The 22146-nt window shown below is 51.2% G+C and carries 16 protein-coding genes and 1 riboswitch; of the genes, 12 read left to right on the forward strand and 4 right to left on the reverse strand.

What is annotated here, in order from left to right; translation table 11 throughout:
* Positions 1-150 precede the first annotated feature (150 nt).
* The gene (locus MHI45_RS16730) at positions 151-1257 is read left to right on the forward strand and encodes an FUSC family protein (RefSeq protein ID WP_076111009.1); all 1107 of its coding nucleotides are present in this window, start codon (positions 151-153) and stop codon (positions 1255-1257) included.
* A gap of 269 nt (positions 1258-1526) precedes the next feature.
* Positions 1527-1619, forward strand: a riboswitch (cyclic di-GMP riboswitch).
* 105 nt (positions 1620-1724) lie between these two features.
* Complete coding sequence (locus tag MHI45_RS16735) at positions 1725-3593, forward strand: flagellar assembly protein A (RefSeq protein ID WP_076111008.1); 1869 nt, start codon at positions 1725-1727, stop codon at positions 3591-3593.
* Positions 3594-3642: 49 nt separating this feature from the next.
* On the opposite strand, the gene MHI45_RS16740 is transcribed toward MHI45_RS16735, so the two are convergent.
* Together MHI45_RS16740 and MHI45_RS16745 are read right to left on the reverse strand one after the other, a co-directional pair.
* Entirely contained in the window at positions 3643-4245 is a 603-nt protein-coding gene (locus MHI45_RS16740) for a flavin reductase family protein (RefSeq protein WP_076111007.1), read from the reverse strand.
* Positions 4246-4260: 15 nt separating this feature from the next.
* Positions 4261-5151: a DMT family transporter gene (locus MHI45_RS16745; RefSeq protein WP_076111005.1), complete on the reverse strand. Its 891-nt coding sequence runs from the start codon at positions 5149-5151 to the stop codon at positions 4261-4263.
* A 96-nt stretch (positions 5152-5247) separates the two neighbouring features.
* Between MHI45_RS16745 and MHI45_RS16750 the strand changes: the two genes are divergently transcribed.
* A complete protein-coding gene (locus MHI45_RS16750; RefSeq protein ID WP_076111004.1) occupies positions 5248-6135 on the forward strand; it encodes a LysR family transcriptional regulator in 888 nt (295 codons plus the stop codon).
* Positions 6136-6174: 39 nt separating this feature from the next.
* A complete protein-coding gene (locus MHI45_RS16755) occupies positions 6175-7149 on the forward strand; it encodes an aldo/keto reductase (protein ID WP_076111003.1) in 975 nt (324 codons plus the stop codon).
* An 87-nt stretch (positions 7150-7236) separates the two neighbouring features.
* On the opposite strand, the gene hcp is transcribed toward MHI45_RS16755, so the two are convergent.
* A complete protein-coding gene (gene hcp, locus MHI45_RS16760) occupies positions 7237-8889 on the reverse strand; it encodes a hydroxylamine reductase (protein WP_076111002.1) in 1653 nt (550 codons plus the stop codon).
* 143 nt (positions 8890-9032) lie between these two features.
* Here hcp and MHI45_RS16765 point away from each other — a divergent pair, with 143 nt between their 5' ends.
* On the forward strand, positions 9033-9740 hold the full coding sequence (locus MHI45_RS16765) for a Crp/Fnr family transcriptional regulator (RefSeq protein ID WP_076111001.1): 708 nt from the start codon (positions 9033-9035) through the stop codon (positions 9738-9740).
* Positions 9741-9814: 74 nt separating this feature from the next.
* Entirely contained in the window at positions 9815-11206 is a 1392-nt protein-coding gene (locus MHI45_RS16770; protein ID WP_076111000.1) for an aldehyde dehydrogenase, read from the forward strand.
* A gap of 70 nt (positions 11207-11276) precedes the next feature.
* On the opposite strand, the gene MHI45_RS16775 is transcribed toward MHI45_RS16770, so the two are convergent.
* On the reverse strand, positions 11277-14237 hold the full coding sequence (locus MHI45_RS16775) for an ABC transporter substrate binding protein (RefSeq protein ID WP_076110998.1): 2961 nt from the start codon (positions 14235-14237) through the stop codon (positions 11277-11279).
* A gap of 507 nt (positions 14238-14744) precedes the next feature.
* Here MHI45_RS16775 and MHI45_RS16780 point away from each other — a divergent pair.
* The 6 genes from MHI45_RS16780 (at position 14745) to MHI45_RS16805 (ending at position 22055) form a co-directional block, all read left to right on the forward strand.
* A complete protein-coding gene (locus MHI45_RS16780) occupies positions 14745-15722 on the forward strand; it encodes a LacI family DNA-binding transcriptional regulator (RefSeq protein WP_076110996.1) in 978 nt (325 codons plus the stop codon).
* Positions 15723-15970: 248 nt separating this feature from the next.
* Entirely contained in the window at positions 15971-16378 is a 408-nt protein-coding gene (locus MHI45_RS16785; RefSeq protein WP_076110995.1) for a BlaI/MecI/CopY family transcriptional regulator, read from the forward strand.
* Positions 16375-18642 (forward strand): M56 family metallopeptidase, encoded by a 2268-nt coding sequence (locus MHI45_RS16790; protein ID WP_076110993.1) that lies wholly within the window; start codon positions 16375-16377, stop codon positions 18640-18642. Before MHI45_RS16785 ends, MHI45_RS16790 begins: the two co-directional genes overlap by 4 nt.
* Before the next feature lie 233 nt (positions 18643-18875).
* On the forward strand, positions 18876-19889 hold the full coding sequence (locus MHI45_RS16795) for an LLM class flavin-dependent oxidoreductase (protein WP_083675649.1): 1014 nt from the start codon (positions 18876-18878) through the stop codon (positions 19887-19889).
* Between the two features lie 464 nt (positions 19890-20353).
* Entirely contained in the window at positions 20354-21361 is a 1008-nt protein-coding gene (locus MHI45_RS16800; protein WP_076110991.1) for a hypothetical protein, read from the forward strand.
* Positions 21362-21392: 31 nt separating this feature from the next.
* The gene (locus tag MHI45_RS16805; RefSeq protein WP_341119226.1) at positions 21393-22055 is read left to right on the forward strand and encodes a class D sortase; all 663 of its coding nucleotides are present in this window, start codon (positions 21393-21395) and stop codon (positions 22053-22055) included.
* The last annotated feature ends 91 nt before the right edge of the window (positions 22056-22146 follow it).

Here is a 22146-nt window from a genome sequence, read left to right on the forward strand (position 1 = left end):
ATATGCGATAGCTTACAATGTTAAATGCAGCGCAGAAACTTAACAAGTTCGTAAAAACTGTACCCCGTTATTGTTGTTTTTGAGTGCTATAATGAAAATTGCTGAAAACCTAAAAATGTTCTCTTATTGATGTGAAAGAAGATGACTAACATGAACGAGGGGTTACAGGACCGCCTTGAAAAATTCGGATTATCTCTATATATGATACGCGTTACGATTGCTGCTTCACTCTCCTGGCTTGCGGTTCACAGCCTGCACGGCGACAGTTATTTATACTTTGCACCGCTTGCCGCAATTCTTATCACCCAAGGAAGCGTCAAGGCTTCGCTGGAAAAAGGGATTTACCGTCTGATGGGCGTTGTGCTCGGTGGAATTGTCAGCCTGCTCGTGGGCCATTTCTTCGACGTGGGGGCACTGTCTATTCTGCTGATGCTGCTGATCGGCATCGGTGTGGCCACCGCCTGCCGGATTAACATTCAAGCCGTTTCCCAGGTCGGTGTGACCTCCGTGCTGGCATTGACCTTTTATCAGGACCCTTATATCGTGTGGAGAGTCGCGGAGACCTTAATCGGCGTGCTGATTGCCTTAATAATAAATATGATTATCGTTCCCCCGGGGGGGTTCGTCAAGGTTAAACGCCTGGCACTGGAAGGAACCCTGCTGCTGGCCGATGCCTTGACCGGACTCGCCGCAGAGAGCAGCAGTTCTAAGCAGGCTCCGGAGAGGCTGGTGCGTTCCGGACAACTGCTGGCGAAGAGCGACAAGCAGCAGAAAGAGCTGCACTATACGTTATCCCATTATCAATGCCGCAGCGGGTTGCGGTCATTGACACAGGCAACCTCTCATCTGCAAAAGGTTCACCGCTACGTCAAGGAGATCGCCGAGGAGATTTCCCTCCTGCCTGCACATTATGCCGCAGCTGACTGGATGACAGAGGTCGTAACGGCAACCGCAGACTGCATCGCCCTGTATGGAACCAAGACTTTGTCCGATGCCGAATGCACCCGTTCGCTCCCCGAAGCGCTGCGCCGCGCCCGGGATCTGCAGTTCGCCTGGTTCTCCGAGCTGCAGGGTCAATGCTCATTGACAGCAGTCCGTGATCTCGGAGCCGTCTTCTCCCATCTTAACCGGGTGCTGGAGGAAATTGAACGGGCCGATTATGCAGCCACGATTATTATACCGGCACCAGTCTCCGTCCGGGCCGGAAGCGCACGCGCCGTGCACCTTGTCAAAAGAGGGCTCTCCCACAAGCTTTAAGCTTGGGAGCGTCCTTTTTTCGCAGAAACGACCCTGTCCTTTGAGAAAAAGGCAGGGTCGTTTTTGCTTGTAATATCGCTTGAACTCAAAGCCGTCCCTTTTAAAGGGATACCAGAGAGATTTATTATTAATAAGTTGAAAAATTAATACTAAAGTACTAGAATTAAGCTTGTTTGTAGATTTATTTTGGCAACCACTCCAGTATTGAACATTCCCTGTCGATTTGAGTCGATTAAATGACCTCATGCTGAATGTATATCATTGATCTATTTTTTTAAAGGCAAACTTCCCGAAAGGGCAGGACGCAAAGCGATGGGCCTAAGAATGTGAGACTATCCATTCATGGTCGCCAGGCTGCCAATTGAGATGTGACTTGGGTACTGGTAGATTAAAACAATCTATCATAGTCCATGATGCTCTTTTCTGTACAGATACCATTGATTATACGAAGAAGCGAGGTTAGAGTAATGCCACAGCATATCATCGAGAAATTCAGGCATGTATTTCATACCACAACGCCAATCGGGAACCCCGATCTTCCGGCTCTGCCCGCTGTGCAGGCTAAGCCGCTCCGTGGGGGAGATGAGGAAAAGAACGGACGTATTATCGTACAGAACAACCAAATATTCATTACTCCTCCTCTGCCAGGCGGCAAACCCGCTGTCATTTCTTCCGTTCACCCTGTGGTGTTGAATATTAACCGGAAGACGGTGACAGATCCTACGGAAGTAACCCCCACAGACCGTATCACCTGGGAAATTTGCGAGAAGCCGCAGTATCAGATCACCGTATCCGAAGATAAACTGAAGGTCTACTTCACGCTCTACCGTGCAGAAAAGTACGCCTGGAAGCTCGCTAGCTCCCCGGCTGCAGCAGATGTCACAGTCCGGGCGGAACCGAATTGCGGCCTGCTGCTGTCCACCCTTACGGTGGACCAGATTATCGCCGGCTTCAAGAAAAGCTCCATTATGCGCGATCTCAACATTCCGGCTCTTTATGCAGAGCTGAACAACCCTACCTATCTCCCGGTCTGCATCGCAGAGGGTAAAGCCCCTATTCCCGGCAAGAATGCCCGGCTGGAGCTGTTATTTGCTGAGGACAGGGAATATGAATTCATTCGGACTGCCGATCCTGCAGATTTCCTGAACCATCCAAGGGTTCCCTTTGTCCAGAAGGGAGAGGTCATTGCCCGTAAGCTGCCTGCGGAAGAGGGAGTGCCCGGCATCGACGTGTATGGCGGAATTATTCCCTCCCCGCCACCGCAAGACATTCAGCTGGTCACTAAAGAATGTACAACCCTGCTGGCGGACGGCGGGATCGTCTCCCTCCGCCAGGGAAGGCCCCGCTTAACGGGATGCGGTCTGAACCGCAAGGTTTTTGATTTCCCCCAGACATATCTTGTTCCCGGGGACACGAACCCCGACGCCGCCAAAATGATGTTCCCGGGTGATGTGGTCGCCACCAATGATATCGGAAACCAGACCATCCTTGAGGCGTTGGGAAATGTATACATATACGGCGACGTTACACATGCGACAATCACTGCTACAGGAAGCATTTTTGTCCAGGGCAAGGTTGTCAGCAGCCAATTGTACTCCGGTCATTATGGAGCGAGACATAACCGCCTCTGCATGTACTCCGCTCTCTTGATGAAGGAAATGACCAGTCTGAGAAAAGCGTCGCAGCAGTTGGCGAATACCGTCCAATCACGCCAGCAAACCGTAAAATACGGTCTGGTGGTTATGCTGCTGCTGGAAAGCAAATATGACCATCTCCCCGGCCTGATCACTGATCTTCAGAATGTTATTGCCGGGATGAATCCCGATTATCCTATCGACACCGGGCAATTAAGACATATGCTGGAGGTATTCCTGCACCCGGGGCAGTTCACCGATTTCTTCACGGATGCTGTTCTAAGCACCTTTCTGAGGCTGTTGCAGGATTTGCATGACGCCATATCCGGGATGCAGGAGGAGAATACACGGATCGACATTGCCTCGTCACAGCATAGCATTATTAAATCCGGCGGAGATCTCCATGTTCATAAGGAGGGGATTCTGCACAGCCAGCTGTTCTCTTCCGGCGATGTCCGTTTCGTAATGAACGAAGCGGAGTGCACGGACTCCTCAGTCGAGGCGGCAGGCTCCATCAGCGCACAGACTGTAGGGAAGCAGTCCTCCGAGAAATCGGTGCTTACCGCCGGCAATAATATTACAGTCCGCAAAATCTGCAACAGCGAAGTGACGATTGGAGAATACACCGCCAAGATCGACGGGACAGATGAAGAACTTGTCTTCACTGCCCAAAGCCTGCGGTTAAGAAATCAGGCGCATTAGCCTTCCTCTACCCCAAAATATCTGATCTAGCTGCTAATACCCAGCCTAATCAAGGTTCATACTGAGGTCTGTCCAGCTCGAACGTCCGGCCAATTGCTGCATAAGACGCGCCGGCCAGACGGCTGACCGGCTTCAGCTTGCCGACATCAATTCGGCCGTTATGAATCAGCTCATCCTCTACATGAAAACCTAGAACTTCGCCGATAACCATATCGCAATGCCCGAGCTCCACAAGCTGCACCAGCCGGCATTCCATCGCAATCTTGCATTCCTGTACGCGCGGGACCTTGACAGCTTGTCCGGGTACCGCCGTCAGCCCGGCCAGCTCAAGTTCGCTGATTCCGCCGGGTGCATTGATTGAGGTATGGTTGACTGCAGCGATATTATCCTCATCGACGATATGGACCACAAATTCCTTATTCGCGGCTATATTGCGCGGCGTATGCTTCATTTCTCCGTCTGCTTTGCGGACACAGGAGAACATGACCATAGGCGGATCATCATTTACAATATTAAAAAAGCTGAACGGGGCGGCATTCACGATCCCCGCTTCATCCACCGAGGTTACAAAGGCAATCGGCCTGGGCACAATGCTGCCGATCAGCAGCTTATAATTATCATGTGCTGTTTGTCCATCCGTCTGAATATACATGATTATCCCCCTGTCTTAACTTGTCAGCCGCCGTGCGGCCCGGCCTATCTTAACATTCACCAGAATAATGCTGCTTACGATCAGCAGCATACCCACTACCAGATTCAGCGTAATGCGCTCATTTAATAATACTACACTTGACCCGATTGAGATCAGCGGAATCAGGAAGGTGAATGAACCGACCTTGCTGGCCTCTCCTTCATTGATCAGCTTGAAATAAACCATCCAACCCAGCGCAATGACGAACACCGAAATGAACAATGTGTTCACGATAAAGGCGCTGTTCCACGTAATATCGGACCAGCTCTCCACAGCCGAACCGGCAGCCAGCAAAATGACACCCCCAATCATGATCTGCATTGCCGTCATCCACAGCATATCTACCCGCACCGCATTTCGTTTCGTATACACCGTCGCCAAGGCCCAGCTTAGCGCGCTGGCCAGGGCAAGCCCTACGCCCAAGGCGGAGATGCTTCCGGTAAAGCCGCCAATGCTGAGCGCAGCTACCCCGAGAAAACCAAGCAGCAAGCCGAACATCTTCATTCCATACATACGCTCACCCAGCCAGATCCAGGCAAAGATACCGAGCAGCACAGGCTGCAGAAAGACGATGGCCGAGAACAGCCCTGAGGGCATATACTGCAGGCCGATCGTCTGGAACCCGTAATAGAAAACGATGCTGAGAAAGGCCGAAGTCAGATAGACCGGCCAAAGCTTGCTGAAATGAAGGGCCTTCCTTTTAGGAAGCGCAGCAACAATGAGGATCACCCCGGCAATAACCGTACGGATTCCGGCAAACAACAAGGGCGGAGCGTAGGCTAGAGCAATCTTGGACAGCGGCCAATTGATCCCCCAGACAATAACCAGAAATATAAGCAAAGCAATGTTTTTCTTCCGCTGCTGCATCTCATCACCCCTTGTTCTATTTTCATTCCAAATGATACAATAAGCACAGTCATAATTGAAATGAATTATATTCATGAGGGGCATACCAGATTCGATATGAACAACAATCAAATTCGTCTATTCGTCAAAATCGCTGAGAGCGGCAGCTTCACCAAAGCCGGGCTGGCACTGAACATGACCCAGCCTGCGGTCAGCCGGGCCATCTCCGCGCTAGAGTCTGAGCTTGCAGTGAAGCTGCTGCTGCGCGACCGGCGCAGTGGGCTGATGCTCACTGATATCGGCAAGCGCGTTCTGATTATTTTTCGGGAAATTCTAAATGGGTTTGACAAGGTTGAGCAGGAAATCTCCGCTGAGAAGGGCCTGGAGAAGGGGCTCATCCGCATTGGGGCCTTTCCGGTGGCGTCTGCTTATTTTGTCCCCAAAATCATCCGTTCCATTACCGAGAAATATCCCGAGATTGAGATTGTTCTCTATGAAGGTTCGGTTGCCGAGGTCAAGGAATGGCTGGAGACCCGGTTTATTGATGTCGGCTTCATTATTCCCCCGCAAGAAGAGTTTGCCACAATTCCGCTCTACCGGGAGAAACTGTACGCAGTGCTTCCTGGCGATCATCCGCTCCGTGAGAAGCATGTCATCTGTGTCAAGGATCTGGAAGACGAGCCGATGCTGATCTGCCGGGCAGGTTATGAGCCTCCGGTCGTTGATTTATTCCAGCGGGGAGGTAGTAAGCTGAATGTGAAATACGAAGTGAACAGCTACATGACCGCACTCAATATGGTTAAGGAGGGGCTGGCTGTTGGTGTCATGTCGCAGCTGTCCCTGCTGTCTCCGCCGCCGAATGTGATCATAAAGGAGCTGGCCCCCGATGCTTACCGGGATATCCATCTCGCCGTCCATACACTGGAGGAGACCTCGATTGCCGTCCGCTTATTTATGGACACTGCACTGCAGCTGTTCTCCGGGGCAGAACTGTCTGTGCTTTGACGAAGTACACCACTATGCTGAACAAGAGGAGTGAACCACTTGAAATATCACCGTTTGGGTAACAGCGGGCTGCAGGTCTCCGCACTGGGTCTGGGGACCAATTCCTTTGGCAAAAGAGCCGATCAGGAGACCTCCATAGATATCGTCCATGCCGCGCTCGATCAAGGCATTAACTTTATCGATACCGCCAATATTTATGCCGGCACCGAATCGGAGCGGATCATCGGACTGGCGCTGGAGGGCAGACGTCAAAGCGCTGTTCTCGCTACCAAAGCAGGCCTTCCGAGACACGAAGGTCCTAACGGCAGCGGCTCTTCCCGCCATCACCTGATGCTGGAGCTGGAAGGCAGCCTGCGCCGCCTGAAGACCGATTATGTAGACTTATATCAGATCCATACCTTTGATCCCTATACACCGCTGGAGGAAACGCTGCGGACCCTTGATGATATGGTATCCGCGGGCAAAGTCCGCTATATCGGGGCCTCCAATTATGCAGCCTGGGAGTTAATGAAGGCGCTGGGCATCAGCGAGGCGCGGAATCTGGTCAAGTATACCTCGATTCAGTGCAGCTACTCCCTGGCTGACCGGACGCCGGAGGCCGAACTGGTTCCACTCTGCCTGGATCAAGGACTCGGGATTATCCCCTACTTCCCGCTTGCCGGGGGCATTCTTACCGGCAAATATGCCGGTGAAGGCGCACCGCCGGAAGGCTCCAGAGCCGAAACCGATCCAAACTTCGGCCGCTTCCTTACCCCCGGCCGGATTGAGCTGGGGAACCGGGTCGGCCGGATTGCCGAAGAAACCGGCGCCTCTATGGCTGCACTGTCCCTGGCCTGGCTGATGAGCAAACCGGCTGTATCCACGGTGATTGTCGGAGCCACCCGTGTGGAGCAGGTGCAGCAGAATCTGCAAAGCGTTGCCCTCCAGCCGGATGCTGAGCTCATGGACAAGCTGGATCAGGCCAGCGGCACCTTCCGCAGCGGCGAGCCGTTCGCGGTGTACCGCCTGCCATAGCAGTTATCCGTAAATAAACAGAATGGGGGTACTTCTCATAGCAATGAGAAGTACCCCTATTTTCATATGGCACAAATGGCCATCCAGTTATACAGCTGCGATAAATTTCTCCATATCTTCTTGTACAGTTGTAATGCCGCTGATACCAAAAGTATCGACTAGCACCTTGGCTACATTCGGTGACAGGAAGGCCGGAAGTGTAGGTCCGAGGTGAATATCCTTCACACCCAGATACAGCAGTGCCAAGAGTACAATTACCGCCTTCTGCTCATACCAGGCAATATTGTAGGAGATAGGCAGATCGTTAATATCCTCAAGTCCGAATACTTCCTTGAGCTTCAGGGCAATCACGACAAGCGAGTAGGAATCATTGCATTGGCCGGCATCCAGTACACGCGGAATCCCTCCGATGTCGCCAAGCGCAAGCTTATTATACTTGTACTTCGCACAGCCTGCCGTAAGAATCACGGTGTCTCCCGGCAGTTCGGCAGCGAAATCGGTATAATAATTGCGGCTCTTCATCCGGCCGTCACAGCCGGCCATTACGAAGAACTGCTTGATGGCACCGGTCTGAACGGCCTCAACCACCTGATCGGCTACATTCATTACGGCCGCGTGGGCAAATCCGCCGACAATCTCGCCGGTTTCGATCTCTTCCGGAACCGCACAGCCTTTGGCCTGCTCAATGATAGCGGAGAAGTCCTTCGCTCCATTGGCATCCGCCGAAATATGCTGCACTCCCGGGAAACCGGTATTGCCCGTAGTATACAAACGGCCGATATAACTCTCCTTCGGCGGCACAATGCAGTTCGTCGTCATGAGAATCGGTCCGTTGAAGCTTTCAAATTCCTCCGCCTGTTTCCACCAGGCATTGCCGTAGTTGCCCACGAAATGGCTGTATTTCTTAAAAGCAGGATAATAATGTGCCGGCAGCATCTCGCTGTGTGTATACACATCCACTCCGGTGCCATCGGTCTGCTTCAGCAGCGCTTCCATATCCTTCAAGTCATGCCCGCTGATCAGAATCCCCGGATTCCGGCCTACACCGATATTCACCTTGGTGATTTCCGGGTTGCCATAGGTCGTTGTATTAGCCCGGTCAAGCAAAGCCATCACATCGACACCCAGCTTGCCGCACTCCATCACAAGTGCAGTCAGTTCATCCGCCGTGAGTGTATCATCCAGAGTCGCCACCAGACCTTTTTCCATAAAAGCATGTGCGCCTTCGTCGTAATAGCCCAGCACTGCGGCATGCTCCATATACGCCGCCATTCCCTTCAGCCCGTAGGTCAGCAGTTCACGCAGGGAACGGATATCCTCATTCTCCGTGGACAGAACTCCTACCGTCTCCGCCTTCACCTGCAGTGCCTCATCGGTATCTGCTGTCCAAAGAGCTGCATCATGCCCGGCATAAGGAACCTCTACTCCGGCTGCCTGCAATTTACCGCTCCACTGGCCGCGAAGGATCAACCCCTCTTCGATTCTGGCAATGAAAGCTTCAGGCATGAAATTAGCATTGGTTATTGTAGCGAACATACTCTCTATAATAAATTTCTCCGTGGTAGAGTCAGTCATTCCAAGCTCCCGGCCCCGGCGTGCAAAGATAGAAATCCCCTTCAATGTGTAGATCAGCAGATCCTGAAGATTTGCCACATCGCTAGTTTTCCCGCAGACTCCCTGAATTGTACAGCCCGATCCTTTAGCCGCTTCCTGACATTGAAAACAAAACATATTGCTCATTGCACGTTCACTCCTTTAATAGGTATAGGCTACCAACAGGACTCCGTTCGCCCCGCCTTTACAGTTAAGGCTAATTGTAGTAGACTTTCGCCATACAATCGGTAACGGATGTTACCAGATGCTATAAATTTGGAGGAAATGCTATGAAACCGGAGCCCGCCGTACTGCAATCCTGCCTGCTGTTCCGCGGGAAAACCGTGAAGGAAATCGAAGCGGTGCTGCAAAAAATAACCTATACCGTAAGCAGCTTTCATAAGAATTCACTGATCTTGGCGGAAGGTGATACTGCGGACAAACTCGGCATTGTGCTTGAAGGACGGATTGAGGTTCAGAAAACCCATCCTACCGGCAGCAGTGTAACCATTGCCCATCTAAATCAGGGACAGACCATTGGCGAAGCGGTGTTGTTCCGCAGAGAAAATATAGTTCCGGCTACTGTTACAGCCACAGGCCCCTGCTCCGTCATGTTTATCGGCAAGCAGGAGCTGCTCCGGTTGTTCACCACAGACACGGACATGCTCACACGTTTCATTGAGAATCTGTCGGAGCGCCTGGTGCTGGTCAACCGGAAGATCGAAATATTGTCAGCCGGCCCTCTGCGGCGGCGGGTGATCAGCTTTTTGTTGGAGCAAGCAGCTCAGCAAGCCTCCGAGGTCATCCGGCTGCCCTTCAGCAGAAAAGAATGGGCGGAGCATTTGAATACGGCCCGCCCGTCACTATCCCGTGAAATGGGCTATCTGCGCGATACCGGCTGGATTCATTTCAAAGGCAGCAGCATTACGCTGCTGAATATGATGGCTATGAACGACTACATCCGCACCGTCCCTTCGGCTCCCGGCCAGGATAAGTAATTCCTGCCGGAAGCTATTCTCGGGGATACACGAACACATCTATATCTACACATCATGTATTGGAGGGTTCACTTATGTCGGAGTTAACAGCCCAAAGCGTTGAACAGATGCTGGCCGGGCACAGTGAGTGGTTTCACAGCGGGGCTACGAAGGAGCTTGCCTTCCGGATTCGCCAGCTGCAGAAGCTGAAAGATGCCATCCGCCGCAATGAAACGAAAATTATCGCGGCCCTGCATCAGGATCTGCGCAAGAGCGAATTTGAAGCCTATGCGACGGAAATCGGCTTCACGCTGGACAGCATTGGATATATGATGAAGCATCTGAAACGTTGGATGAAGCCGGTCAAGGTTAAATCCCCGCTGCATATATTTCCGGCCAAAAGCCGGATCCTCAGCGAGCCCTACGGAACCGTGCTCATTATCGGCCCCTTCAATTATCCGTTTCAGCTGCTGATCGAGCCGCTCATCGGGGCCATTGCCGCCGGCAACTGCGCCGTACTGAAGCCCTCGGAGAGTACCCCGGCCATTACCGCCGTTATTGAGGAAATGATCAGGGAAACCTTTGAACCCGCCTATATCCGTGTGATTCAAGGCGAGAAAGAAGCCACCAATCTGCTGATTCATGCCAAATTCGATTATATTTTCTTCACCGGAAGTGTCCCTGTCGGCAAAATAGTCATGGAAGCCGCAGCCAAAAATCTGGTGCCGGTAACACTGGAGCTGGGCGGTAAAAGTCCGGTCATTGTCGATAAAAGCGCCAATCTGGAGATAGCAGCCAAACGAATTGTCTGGGGTAAGCTTATCAATGTGGGCCAGACCTGTATTGCCCCGGATTATCTGCTCGTCCACAACGATGTGGCATCCCAGCTGATCACCTTAATGAAACGTTATATTCAGGAGTTTTATGGCCAGGATGCTCAGCAGAATCCGGATTACGGGCGGATTGTGAATGACCGCCAGCTGCGCAGAATTGCCGGAATGATTCAGCGGGACCAATCGAAGGTCATTATGGGCGGCACCGTTGTGCCGGAGGATCTGTACATAGAACCTACACTGCTCTATCCTGCGGATTGGAAGGATGCGGCCATGGAGGACGAGATTTTCGGGCCTATACTTCCCATTATGGAATATACCCTGCTGGACGAAGCCATCCGCAGCATCAATGAGCGTCCCAAGCCGCTCGCCCTCTATCTGTTCACCGAAGACAAACAGGCTGAACAGGAGGTGCTGGCCAGAGTTTCATTCGGCGGAGGCTGCATCAATGATACGATTACCCATGTAGCCAGCACACATCTGCCATTTGGAGGAGTGGGAGGCTCCGGCATCGGCGGATATCACGGCAAGCATAGCTTTGATCTCTTTTCCCACCGCAAGAGCATTGTAAAAAGAGGGACAAAGCTTGACCTCGGGGTTGTCTATCCGCCATACGGCAATAAGGTCAAGCTGGCGCGGAGATTGCTGAAATAGAGTGCAGCGATTGGCAAAAGACAGCAGAAAAGGATACCGCCCTGTTCGGGGACCGGTATCCTTCGCTCCATTACCCCGCTCTTCTGCCCTCCACCCAACTGGCTACGTCTTTTTCCGGTATGGGTCTGCTGATGAAGTAGCCCTGGATCTTGTCACAGCTTGTACGCTCCAGAAAAGCCAGCTGCTCCCGGGTTTCCACCCCTTCTGCGGTCACCTTCAGCCCCATATCATGACCGATGGTTACGATGGATCGGGCCAGTGACATATTGTTCGGTGTATCAATGCTGTCAATAAACGACTTATCAATCTTCAGCGTAGTGATCGGCAGCTGCTTCAAATAGCTAAGCGAGGAATATCCTGTTCCGAAGTCATCCAGGGCAATGCCGATTCCCCGTTCTTTCAGCGATTCCAGCTTCGAACTGATCGCCTCGAAGGATTCCATGAAGATCGACTCGGTAATCTCCAGCTCCAAATATTCCGGCGGCAATCCGGTCTCCTTCAGAATCCCCAGCACCATATCGGTGAAATCATCCAGCATCAGCTGGATCACCGATATATTCACCGAGATATGGTAGCCCTCATAACCTTCTGTATGCAGCTCTTTAATGAACCGGCAGGCCGCCCGGAGCACCCATTCACCGATCGGGACAATCAACCGGCAGTCTTCAGCGATTTTGATGAACGAAAGCGGCGATACAAAACCAAGCACCGGACTGTTCCAGCGGATCAGAGCCTCGAAGCCCCAGATTCCGCCTGAGGCGGTATCCACCAGCGGCTGATAATGAAGCGAAAGCTCATTATTCGAAATGGCATTTCTCAAGTGCTTCTCAATGATCATCCGTTCGTCAAAATGCTGCTGCATCGCCTGTCCGTATAATACATACGTCCCTTTGCCGGCTTCCTTCGCTTTATACATGGCAATATCGGCATTTTTCAAAAGCTCTTCAGCATTGATCCCATTCTCCGGATACTGGGCAATACCAATACTGGTCGAGATGTGAACGACGCTGGCATTCAGCTGGAAGGGCTCCTTAAAACCCTGCACAAGCGCTTGTGCATAGGAGATGACCTCATCCGATCCCTTGATATTCTCGAACAGTATCACAAACTCGTCGCCCCCGAAACGGAAATACTTGCTGCGTCCGTCCGACAAGCCCAGCAGCCGTTCACCGACCTTGACCAGCAGCTCGTCGCCAAACGTGTGACCCATCGTATCATTTATATATTTGAAATTATCAATATCCAGAAAGAACAAGGCTGCATGCCCTCCTGCGTGTTCCTTGATAAACTTCTGCAGCTCCTCGGAAAGGGACAGCCGGTTCGGCAGACCGCTTAAGACATCGTTATAGGCCAGCAGCCGGTATTTCTCTTCGCTGGTCTGCAGCAGTGCCTGATTCTCGACCACTTTGTTATATTGCTCCAGCAGCTCATCCTGCAGTGCCGTAAGCTCCTCATAGGTCGACTCCAGTTCCTGATAGCTCATTTGGAGCTTGCTCTCATAACCTTTGCGGTCCGTAACATCAACCATAGAGCCGGAAAAACGGACAAAACCGCCGTCCGCATTGCGCAGCACCTTGCCCCGGGCCTGAAACCATTTATATTCGCCTGATTTGCTCTGCATCCGGTATTCGCAGTAATAGTAGGAGCTTTTGCCCTGCAGATGCTCAGTGCGCAGGCGGTTCTCATGTTCTGCGTCCTCTGGATGGATAAGAGTTCTCCAACCTCCATGGCTCTCGTCCGCTTCATCCCGCTCATAGCCGAGCAGCTCATACCAGCTGTCCGAGAAGTAGTAGATCATCGTGGTCATGTCCACATCCCAGATTACCGCATCCGCACCATAGGCAGCCAAACTGAAGCGTTCATTGCTTTTTTCCAGGTTGCTTCGGATTCGCTTGACCAATTGCACGTAGAATAGGAGGATGAGAATAAAGGCCAGCAGAACGGCGAATGCCGCGACAATGCTCAGTACAAGCTTTTTATAGGATTGATAGAAGGAAAAGGGCTTGTTAATGACTTCGCTGCCTTCCGGTAGCTGCTTCAGGGAAACGTTGAAATGCTGCAATTCCTTATAGTCAAAAACCTTTCTCACAGCGCTGTCCGAGACAATAGGGATTTCTCCCGCATTTTCTCCTTCCAGAATTTGCAGAGCCAGGCTGGCTGCAGTTTGCCCCTGAATTTTGCCGCTAATCAGATTTCCGCCGAAGGCCCCGTGATTCAGGCTAAAATCATAAATATGATATACCGGCACACTGCTGCTCTCGCTAAGCTCGCTTGAGAACCGGTCAAATTCAGTAATTCTTCCCGTTGTATCACTGTAGTATGTAGTCATAAGAACCATGCTGTCTGATGAAAGGGTGGATACTTGATCTATGATTTGTTCATTGGAGAGGCTGTTCATCGGGAAGACCTGGAGCCCCCGCTCCAGAGACAGGATCTGTTCACTGACCATTTTACCCGTGGAGAGCCCGCTTTCGGAATTGTCGAATACGATGTACACCTTACGGAGCGATGGATTGATCTTCAGCGCCATTCGTATCGTTTCTGTAGGATCGATCTTTTCGATGACTCCGGTGATGTTGCGCTTGTCCGCTATACTGTCCACACCGAGCTGATTAATCCCGCTGAACACGATGGGTGCATCGTTCAGGATTTCCTTGCGGTACTTAATAGCGAAGTTCATGGCAGCATCGTCCGTAACGATAATCGCATCGATATGAAGAGCTTGATATTTGAACTTGATCATCTGGTAGAAGTGCTCGAGGTTGTCATTGCTGGGGAATCGTTTCCAGTCCATATACTCCGTGTAGATAACCGGCGGATTAGCTGCTCCTTTAAGCTGCTCTTCAATGCCCGCACCCTGGTCATCTGTCCAGGCAAAGCCCTTCTGATAGGAATGCAGGACAAGCACATTCTGAGCGCGCCGTTCTTCGCTGCTGGCGGACACCGGCTGATACAATGCCGTGCTGAGCATAATAAATAAAAGCAAAAACAAGCCATACCGTAACCTGCGCTGAATTTTCCCCTTGCCCATTAGCACACTCCCATTCATCTATCCCAAACATCCCAAAATCAGAAACGGGGAAATTCGATAATTTCTATTAAAAGCGTATGGATCCATTATGATTGGGCTTTGCTATTTACTTATAAGCTTAATAGAGTAAATATATAGACTGAACTTAAGGTTTTAGAGTACAAGATCAGTCGCAACTACGGTGAATATTTGGACTTCCGGCCGCTGTTGTCTTCAGATTTCTTGATTTTAACTGCTATTCGCGGTAGAAATCTGAAGACAAAGGCGGACACTACCGTTCCTCCAGTTCCAAAATCCCCCTCCGTTGCTCCTTTCCTTTATCTCAAGTTTTTAAGTTCAATCTATATAGTAAATAAAATTAATTACAATTTATGACGTTTTTCTTCTTATTATATGGGGAAAGTCTAATTTTTGAAACATAAATAGAAGGTTCATCCCTTCATGGACAGTCCCTTGCATCCAAGTTAGAATGAGTGTGCAAAGACCCGCCAAGACAGGAGGTTCCACATGCCTACAATTAAAGACGTTGCGCTGAAGGCAGGCGTTTCGGTGACAACCGTCTCCCGGGTGCTGAACAACAGGGGGTACTTAAGCGAGGATCTGAAGAAAAAGGTCTACAGCGCGATGAATGACCTCAACTACCGGCCAAACGAACTCGCCCGCTCGCTCAGCCGCTCCAAATCAAATATTATCGGGCTGATCATCCCTCATGTCTCTCATCCGTTCTTTGGGGAATTGACCAGCCATATCGAGGAGCATGCCTACCGGAACGGCTATAAGCTGCTGCTCTGCAACTCGCAACAGGACAAACACAAAGAACTCGAATATATCGATATGCTTCGCGCAAGCCGGGTCGACGGCATTATTATGGGCAGTCACACCCTGGAAGTTGAGGCCTACCGGCAAATGAATCTGCCGCTCGTCACCTTTGACCGCAGAATATCGCCGGAAATCCCTTATGTCTGCTCCGATAACTATCGGGGCGGGGTGCTGGCTACTACCTTATTGATTAATAAAGGCTGCCTCAGGCTCGCCCATATCGGTGGGCATCCCGAGCTGAACATTCTGTCTGTGCTAAGATCCGAGGCCTTTGCGGATACCGCCCGGCAGCATAACCTCCCGCACACCTTGCTGCATACGGATAACAACAGCTTTGATGTCGGAGCTTATGAGCGGCTGCTTGCGCAGCTGTTCAACGAACAGCCAGATGTGGACGGCATCTTTGCAGGCAGCGATTTGATTGCAGCTTATGCGCTTAAGGCTTGCCGGGAGCGGGGATTGCGGGTGCCTGAGGATGTGCGGATTGTAGGATATGACGGCATTGCCCTGCGCAGCCTGCTGGCTCTGCCGCTCAGCACCATCCGCCAGCCCATTGAAGAGATGGGCAAACTTGCCGTTGATTTGATCATTCAGCAGGTCCACGGCGGTGCCGTCCACGCAGAATACATATTGCCGGTTGAGCTGGAGGAAGGCGCTACAACTTGAGTATGCGTAAAATCCAAAGCATGAATTTTTAGTTGTACAAATTGCAACTACCCCGGAGAAAATCTTCCCCGATCAGGCTGCAGTGTAAATTACGGCACCTGCCAAACGCTAACCCCCGCTCTGCTGTAAGCAAGCAGAACGGGGGTTTTCTGCGTTTGACAATTTAGATCTACAAGTGTAATATCAACCAGGAGATTAAAACTACACTTGTAGATTGAATGTTCATGAAACTGCGAGGAGTCGATTATATGAAGAGCATCCCCAAAATTTCAGAGGCTGAATGGGAGATCATGAAAGTCATCTGGGGCAACCATCCGGTTACAGCTGAACAAATTGTCCAGCACCTGCCGGGGTCTATTGAATGGAGCGATCAGACGGTACGCACCTTTATCACACGGCTGCTTAAGAAGAAAGCCATTGGCTTCGAGAAATCCGGGCGAAGTTATCTTTATTATCCGCTGCTCTCCGAGCGGGAATGTGTACAAGCAGAAAGCCAGTCTTTTCTGAAGCGGGTCTTCGGGGGAGCCGCCAACCTGATGGTCACCAACTTTTTGGAAGAAGTTACGTTATCCGCCCAGGAAATTGAGCAGTTGGAACAGTTGCTTCAGGAGAAGAAAGCACAAGGAGCACACAAAGATCCAGGTACACAGGAATGAATGTGATCTACAGCCTGTTTGCCGATTTCCTGGATGATACACTAGCCGCGAGCCTGGTGATTCTGGTTGTAATCGCAATTCATGCCATCCTGCAAAAGGTCATCAGCGCCAGGGTCCGTTACCTGCTGTGGCTGCTGGTCATTATCCGAATGCTGCTTCCGGTGATCCCGGACAGTCCGCTCAGCATGTTCCATGTGCTTCAGTTTGGAGAAGGAATAAAGAGCGCTCTCACGGGACAGGCCGCTGATACAGCCCCATTGCCGAATCTGCAAGCTGCTGCTCCAAGCAATCAGGGGCTGGACTCTGATTCTGATCCGCAATCAGGCACTCCCGGAACCGGAGACAGCATTAATGCGGGACACCTACAACAAGCGGACGGGCAGGCGCCGGGTGGCCGACATTCCAGTGCTGCTGGTATCTACTCTCCCTGGCTGAAGGCCGCTGCTATAATCTGGTTCGGCGGCGCAGTCTTTCTTTTTCTGAACGGACTTGGCATCATGAGCAGGCAGCTCCGCGGGCGGAAGCGGCTGAGACGGGTTACTGATCCCCGGCCAATTGCGGTGCTTGAGGACGCTCTGAACCGGTTCGGAGTGAAAAGGAAGATCCCGCTCTACACCGGCTCCCGGGCCAAAAGCCCTTTCCTGAGCGGCGTGTTCCGTCCTTGGATATACGTCCCGGAACTGGCGCTTCAGGAGTTAACGTCACCGCAGCTGCTGCACATTCTGGCCCATGAGCTTGCTCACTATAAACGCCGGGATACCCTGTGGAATCTGCTGGGCAGTGCGGCCGCGGCTATTCACTGGCCCAATCCTTTATCTTGGCTCGGACTGCACAAAATGAAAACCGACCGGGAGCTGGCCTGTGACGCATACGTATTGGATGTGCTGGGAGAAGAAGAAGCTGCGGCGTACGGATTAACGCTCGTTGAATTTCTCAAGCAGTTTTCTAAAGGACGGACCGACCGCGAAGTGCTTTATTTCTTCGGATCGCAGCACCGTCAGCAGATTACAAGGAGGGTCTCTATGATTCACTCATTTAAAAAAGGCTCTTACCGGATATCAGCGGCAGCCGTGCTGCTCCTGATTCTGCTGAGCGTGGTGACACTAACGAATGCCTCCGGCGATTCAAAAACTGACAACACAGCTGTTAACGATGATTTGATCAATCTGTACAAGAATAGAAATTATAATCGCCTGGACAGAGCCGTGGAGGAAGCGGGTTTTGCCTTCCAGGCCCCGTCCGTGCTGCCCCCGGATTTCATTCTGGAGAGGGCTTACCTTGCAGTCACTCCGCCTCAAGCTGCAACTGCTACTGCGAAGTCGGAAGATAATGAGATTGAACAAGTTACTCTCTATTATGAACGATACGACGGGGATATCCATACCGGGCAATTTTCGCTGGAAGCTTACAAGGATAGCAGCGTTGAGCAGATTTATACGGCTCTTGAACTTAGTGAATCCTCGCGCGGCGACGGCGGGACACCTCTTCCGGTTGACCGGAAACCCACTACCATTGGCGGTATAAACGCTATCCATGTCAATGTGCATGTCAATCAGTATGTACAGAAATTATTTTATATTTGGGAGCGGGATGGGATTGTATATAAACTATATATAGGCAGCGGTACCCTATCCCAGCAAGAAATCGCTTCACTCATGACCTCTATCAAATATCCGGATGAACAAATGAAACGCAGCTTCGTGAATAAAAAGTTATTTAATGTAGATGTCATTGATGTGAAGGATTTACGGATGGCTGCCGATATTATGGGCTTTGTGCCTAAGTTCCCTATAGAAGAGTCCGGCTTTGCCATGAATAGGGCCATGCTCACCTCAAGCATTGAATTCAGTTATCCTCTAGACGGACTGGGAATGTCCCGAACAGTGTTTTGGACAGCATACTCCAATCCTGATGTCACCTTTTTGCAAATGCAGAATCAAGGCTTATATGAAACCTTCAAAGAGGAAGGACAAGTCTTTTTTTTCCGGATTGACGGAGAAAAGTTTGCCGTTCCCCTTACCGCCGCTCATGTAAATGGACAAGAGGTGCTGGTTACGGAGCCTTACAAAATCGACGGAGAGCTCAGCAAGCCTACCGAGCCGGATTTCCTCAGTTATTTCTGGCAGGATCAAGGCGTAATCTACAAAGTGGGATTCACCGGCGTACCGACGCTTGAGGATCAGCAGACTATTGTCTCATCATTCATGAAAGTCCCTGCTGCAGACATTGATAAATTGGCCGCAGCAGCGGCACAGGCTCATTAAGCTCAACCCCGAATCAGTACAACACTGCAGAAACGGCTGTGCCCATAGGCTACAGCCGTTTTTGCAGTTCCATCAGAGCCTAGAACATCCGTTATCACTTCGGTTTGCTTGCATTAACACTTACTTAAAGTGTGTAAATAATATTATTTCATGTTATAATTATCGGGTAGTTCATTTCATAGCTGTAAATACTGCTATAAGATGCTTAAAGCATCATAACTGGAGGGATTAAAGTGAAGCAACTGCGGGACATTCCCATCTCCGTGCTGGATCTCGCTCCGATTAAAGAGGGCAGTACAGCAGCGGATTCATTTCATAACACACTGGATTTGGCCCGTCATGCCGAAGAGTGGGGCTATAAGCGCTACTGGCTGGCGGAACATCATAATATGGCTGGCGTCGCCAGCTCCGCCACTTCGCTTGTCATCAGTCATGTGGCCGCTGGTACACACAGTATCCGTGTAGGCTCCGGAGGCATCATGCTCTCCAACCATGCGCCGCTCATGATTGCAGAGCAATTCGGCACACTGGAGTCCCTGTATCCTGGACGCATAGATCTGGGGCTGGGAAGAGCTCCGGGCTCTGACCAGGCAGCCTCCAGAGCGCTGCGGCGCGGCCTGGGCAGCGACGGCAGCGAATTCCCCGAGCAGCTGAGCGAGCTCCGGGCTTACTTTGATCCAAACGGCGCTGGCTCGCGGCCACTCGGAGTGCGCGCTGTTCCCGGCGAAGGCCTGAACATTCCGATCTGGCTGCTGGGTTCGAGCGGCTTTAGCGCCCAACTGGCGGGGCAGTTGGGCCTGCCGTTTGCATTTGCCAGCCACTTTGCACCGGATTATCTGCTGCCTGCCCTGCAACTGTACCGCAGCAGCTTCAAGCCATCGGCTGCCCTATCCAAGCCTCATGTCATGGTCGGGCTTGGAGCTACCGCCGCTGACACCGTAGAGGAAGCCCGAAGACTTGCTACCTCTCAGCAGCAGCAATTTCTGAACATTATCCGTGGACGCACCGGTATGCTCCAGCCTCCGGTAGACAGCATGGATGGCCTATGGTCCATGCAGGAAAAAGCCATTCTGCAGAACAAGCAGAATTACTCTATAGCGGGTGATCCCTCCGCTCTGCAAGAACGGCTTCTACAGATTGTGGAAGAGACCGATGCCGATGAGTTCATCATCGCATCGCAAATTTTCGACCATTCGGCCCAGTTGCATTCCTATGAGCTCATAGCCCAGCTTTTTAAGGAGAACTAGATTCCGCCATCCGGCACATAGCTAAGCAAGGCGATTATTAGGTTGGAAAGCATCAGCTTCCCTTCCTTGTAACCGCCTTGTTTTTTTGTATGCTCATCCCGAGTCGTTCTTTATAAAACGCTATCATTAACAATGATATGGATAAATAATGAGTAAATTGAAGTAATTAAACGATAATCGGTTATTACACCTTCAAAACGAGTGATTTCAGCCAATGAATATGTTTTGTTCCGTTTTTCTTTATTTACAATTTTGATTATACTGTAGATATTCGTTATAACGAACATACATATGGCTATAAAACTCTGACCGCTGTTTTCAGGACGCTATCGCCTTATTATGTAGTAGTCCTCCATAAAACTACTCTTTATGACAAAAGTTGAAGAAACATCAGGGTTAAAGTAAGGATTTGTCGAGAGTACGCTGAGGGCAGGATTACTTTCCGGTAGAAAGGAGCGTGGAAAGTGAAGAAGAGAGTTCAGGCCGGCTTTATAGGCGCCTACATTCTGATCATTCTGGCAGGGGTCATCTGGCATGCCGGGGGTGTAAGCGCAGAAGAGACGATTAAGCTCCGGGTCAATTCCCATACGACGAGCACCGAGATTATGAGCAATATGCAGCCGGGCGACGCAACGACCTCAGATTATACGGTGATCAATGAGGGTCGTGAACGGTTTAATTATTTTGTTGATTTCAAATTCACCTCCGGAGACGAGGAATTGTACAATATACTGCAAATGACCCTGCAAAAAGAGGGAGTAATCCTCTATTCAGGAGTAATGAGCGAGGCAGAAGGCAGGGTAGCCATAGGTACACTTACCGGAGGCTCGCAGGAAGTGCTCCAGATGGATGTGTCCTTTCCGCTGGAAGCGGGAAATGAATATCAAGGGAAGACAACAAGCGTCGACTTCATCTTCTCCGCTTCAGCCTCACCGGATCCAACAGCTGAACCTAGCGCAACACCAACCGCTACTGTGACACCGGTACCGACCAGTGAGCCTAGTCCGACATCAACTGCTACCGTGACACCGGGTCCAACCGTTGATCCTGGCGCGACACCGGCCGCCTCCGCTTCAACGGAGCCGTCGGGTAATCCAACAAGCGCACCTAGCAGCGGGCCGACAGCGTCCCCAGGTATTACTGCCACACCGGGAACATCGGCGGCTCCAACCGGATCCCCAGCCGTGACAGCTTCACCGGGAACCGCTGTAGTGACTGTAACGGATGAACCTGTGCCAATGGGCGGCACAAACAATGGAACACCGGAAGGTTCGGCCACGCCGACACCTAAACCGTCTCCGGCACCAAGTGACGACGTCATTATAGATGATGATGAGATTCCGCTCTCCGGACCGGAAGAGGGCGACAAATTGCCGGATACAGCAGAACCTTGGTATAACCTGATTCTGATCAGTTTGGCCGTTGCCATACTCAGTATTATCGTACTTCGCAGACTGAATTCGAAAAAATAAGCTGAATTAGCCAAAGGTTGGAGGTGAGAGTATGAAGAAGCGTTCCGGGCTATCCATTGCCGTGAAGCTGATCTTCATACTCTCTTTGTGTGTGCTGATCTATTCTGTAGTGCAAATCTTAAAAGCACCCGCTGAAGCCCGCCATGCCCTAAACGATTGGGACAAAAAGAGGGAGGAAGCCGTCAGTCTCCAGGTGCTGGAAGAAGAAACTCCGCTGCCCGCAGGAATGGTCAACCTCTCTGGAGAGAAAGGCATTTCCAGAACCGATTATACCGGGGGCGAAGTTATTGGAGAGATTTATTTTCCGAGGCTGGATAAACGGGTGGCGATTCTGGAAGGAACGGAGCGCCCTCAATTGAAAAAAGGCGCAGGGCATTATGAAGGGAGCGCAGCGATTGGCGCTATCGGCAACAGCGTGCTGGCCGGCCATCGCGATACAGTGTTTCGCGGCCTTGGCAATCTGGAAGTCCATGATCTGATCGAGCTGGAGACCGCCGAAGGAAAATTCATTTATGAAGTTACCGGCAGTCTCATTGTAGACGGCGATGAACGGGGGGCGATTAAGCAGAGTGATACACCGGTGCTCACCTTGATCACCTGCTATCCTTTCTCCTACGTCGGCTCTGCGCCTGACCGTTACCTGCTCTCGGCGTCATTGCTCCGGCAGGAGCCGCTGTCCCGCGAAGCGGAATAACATATGCACGCCACAACGCTAAGGATGAGACCTTCTATAGAAAGTGATAATATAGACATACGACCGGAAGAAAAAGAGGAGATGAACCATT

It is taken from the genome of Paenibacillus sp. FSL H3-0321, from assembly GCF_038002865.1.
Taxonomy (GTDB): Bacteria; Bacillota; Bacilli; order Paenibacillales; family Paenibacillaceae; genus Paenibacillus_AQ.